This window comes from Mycobacterium sp. (genome assembly GCF_040398885.1).
In the GTDB taxonomy this organism is placed as follows: domain Bacteria; phylum Actinomycetota; class Actinomycetes; order Mycobacteriales; family Mycobacteriaceae; genus Mycobacterium.
In genome coordinates, this window is record NZ_JBBATF010000247.1 from 1 (window position 1) to 2,967 (window position 2,967).

Below are 2,967 nucleotides of genomic sequence, written 5' to 3' on the forward strand. Positions count from 1 at the left end.
CCGCCGTCGGGCTTGCGGGTGCCGTAGCGCGGCTCGAACATGATCGCGTCGTCGTGGTAGCGATCCGCCATGTACAGCGTGACGTGGCCGTCGTAGGGCTCGATCTTGGCGGTGTCGATCGCGCGGTTGTCCAGATAGGACGTCCGCTGGTGCTCGAGCACCCCGCCGGGGATGTTCACCCCGCTCTGCCTGACCGCGTCGAGGACGAACCGCACCTGGCCGTCGTCGTCGAGGACCTCGAGTTGCTCGTAGGGGATCGCCGGGATCTCGACGTTGAAGGTCCGCTGCGCGAACAGCGCGTAGCGGTCCCAGCGTGCCCGGATCTCCTCCTTGGTCTGCGGGATCTCCTCCCCGGCCCGGACGGTGTCGATCAGACCGACGAACTCGACGTCCGCCCCGGCCTTCCTCAGCCCGATGGCGCACGCGTAGGCCAGCACGCCGCCGAGCGACCAGCCCGCCAGGATGTAGGGGCCGTCGCCGCCCATCTCCATCAGCTTGGGCACGTACTGGGCGGCGCGTTCCTCGATCGAGCCATCCACCCGTTCCAGCCCGTACATCGGGGTGTCGGCGGGCAGTCGCTTGAGCAGGGGCTCGTAGACCACCGTCGACCCGCCGGCCGGATGGAAGACGAACACCGGGACCCTGCCGGACCCTTCCGGACGGGCCCGCAGGGTGCGGACGAACCCGTCGAGTTCGCCGGACTCGAGATGCTCGCGGACCGTGGTGGCCAGTTCCTCGATGGTCGTCGCGGCGGTCACCTGCTCGGCGGTGATGGTCCCCTCGCAGCGTTCGCTGAGCCGTGCGGCGATCTTGGCGGCGGTGTCGTCGTCGATCTTCGGCAGTTCGTTGAAGATGCCGCCCGGCGACTTGCCGGTGACGATCGCCCAGGTCGCGAAGGTGACCCGTTCGGCGGCCTCGCGCGGCGGGACGTCGGTGCCCAGCGCGTCGATGACGGCCTGCTGGGTGAGGACTTTCGCGGCGGCCGCGGCCGGGGTGTTCTGCTGCGGGGCGTCCGGGCCGGCCGGATTGGTCGGCGGGGGCGGGACCGGAGCCGCCGGGCCGGCGACATCGGGTTGGGTGGGGCCCAGCGGATTGGTGGGCGGGGGCGGGATGTCCGCGGGCCCGTCGTGAGCCTCGGGATGCTTTGCCGCGAGCTTCTCCGCCAGCGCCGCCGGGATCTCACCGGCCGCCAGCTTGGCCTGCTCGGCGGCGATCTCCTCGGCCGTCATGCCCTTCTGATGCTCGGCGAGTTCGGCCACCTGCTCGCGGTTCTCGATCGCGTAGACGATCAACTGCTCGACGGCGAAGAGGTTCGCGTCGCGCACCGCGGTCAGCTGGATCGGCGGCAGGTCGAAGTCGTACTCGACACGGTTCTTGATCCGCACCGCCATCAGCGAGTCCAGGCCCAGCTCGATCAGCGGCACCTCCCAGGGCAGGTCCTCGGGCTCGTAGCCCATGGCGCTGCCGACGATCAGGCCCAGCCGGTCGTGCACCGTCTCGTCGGAGTCAGGTGACCACTTGCCCAGCTGCGCGGCGACCCCGGCGCCGGCGGCGAGGTTATCGTGCAGGATCGCCGGAGCCGCTTCGGCGGCGACATTGGATTCAGCGTCGGATCCATCCGGTTCCGGTTGCGCGACAACGGTTTCGGTGACGGCGACTCCGGTCGCCACGGCGGCGGGCAGGCCGGAGACCGCACCCGAGCGGGCGACGACGGCGTCGTAGACCAGGGTGAAGGACTCGTCGATGCGGGCGTGCACCTGAACCGACGCACCGCCGGGGTGGCGGGTCAGGGTGGTGACCAGCCGCGCCCCGTCTCCGGGGACCGCGCGCTGCTCGGAAGCGGTGAGGTTGGCATCCGGAAGCACTTGCACCGCAGCGGCTTTCACCAGCGCCGCCAGGTCGGTCGCGCCGCCGCCGGCATACTCCCAGACGTGCCGGCCGTCCGGCATGGCGACGTGGGTGCCGGGGATCAGCGCCGAACCGTCGGCGGAGAAGTGCGCGTTGAGCCAGTGCTCCTTGCGCCGGAACCGGGTGGGCGGGATGTCGGCGTAGTCGTCCGGGCCTGAGGCCGGGGTGAACAGCGTCCGGAAGTCCAGATCGTGGCCGTAGACGTACAACTGGGCCATCGCGGCGACCACCGAGTCGACTTCGTCTTCCTTGCGGGCGAGGGTGGCGATCAACTGCCCGTCGTGCAGCCCGGCCGAAGCCGTCGTCAGTCCGACCTGCATGAGCGCCACCGGATTCGGGGCCAGTTCCAGGAAGGTGGTGTGCCCGCTGTCGACGGCGTTGCGGATGCCGTGGGTGAAGTAGACGCTGTGCCGCAGGCCCTTCTTCCAGTAGTCCACGTCGTGGATCACCTCGCCGGGGCGGATGTGGTTGCCCTCGTGCACGGTGGAGAAGTAGCCCAGCTTCAGCGGGTGAGGCTCGATGCCCTGCAACTCGGCGGCCAGTTCGCCCAGCAGCGGATCCATCTGCTGGGTGTGGCTGGCCCCCTTGGTCTGGAACTTGCGGGCGAACCTGCCCTCGGTCTCGCAGCGTTCGATGATCGCGTCGACCTCGGCCGGCGGCCCACCGATCACGGTCTGGGTCGGGGCGGCGTAGACGCACACCTCCAGGCCGGGGAAATCGGAGAACACTTCTCTGATCTCATCGGCGGAGTACTCCACCAGTGCCATCAGGCGGATGTACTCGCCGAACAGCATCGCCTCGCCCTCGCCCATCAGATGCGAACGGGCGCAGATGGTTCGGGTGGCGTCGGCCAGCGACAGGCCGCCGGCGAAGTAGGCCGCGGCCGCCTCGCCGAGTGACTGGCCGACGACCGCGGCGGGCTTGGCGCCGTGATGCTTGAGCAGTTCACCGAGGGCGATCTGGATGGCGAAGATGACCAACTGCACGACTTCGATCGGGTACTGGCAGGTCTCGTCGGTGTAGTCGATCGAGTCGTCGAGGATCAGTTCGACGATCGAG

At 69.5% G+C, this 2,967-nt stretch carries 1 protein-coding gene; it reads right to left on the minus strand.

Features of this window, described 5'->3' with window-relative positions:
- A partial coding sequence (locus ADBZ5U_RS15505; protein WP_526811681.1) for an acyltransferase domain-containing protein occupies nt 1-2,967 on the minus strand: 2,967 nt, incomplete at both ends.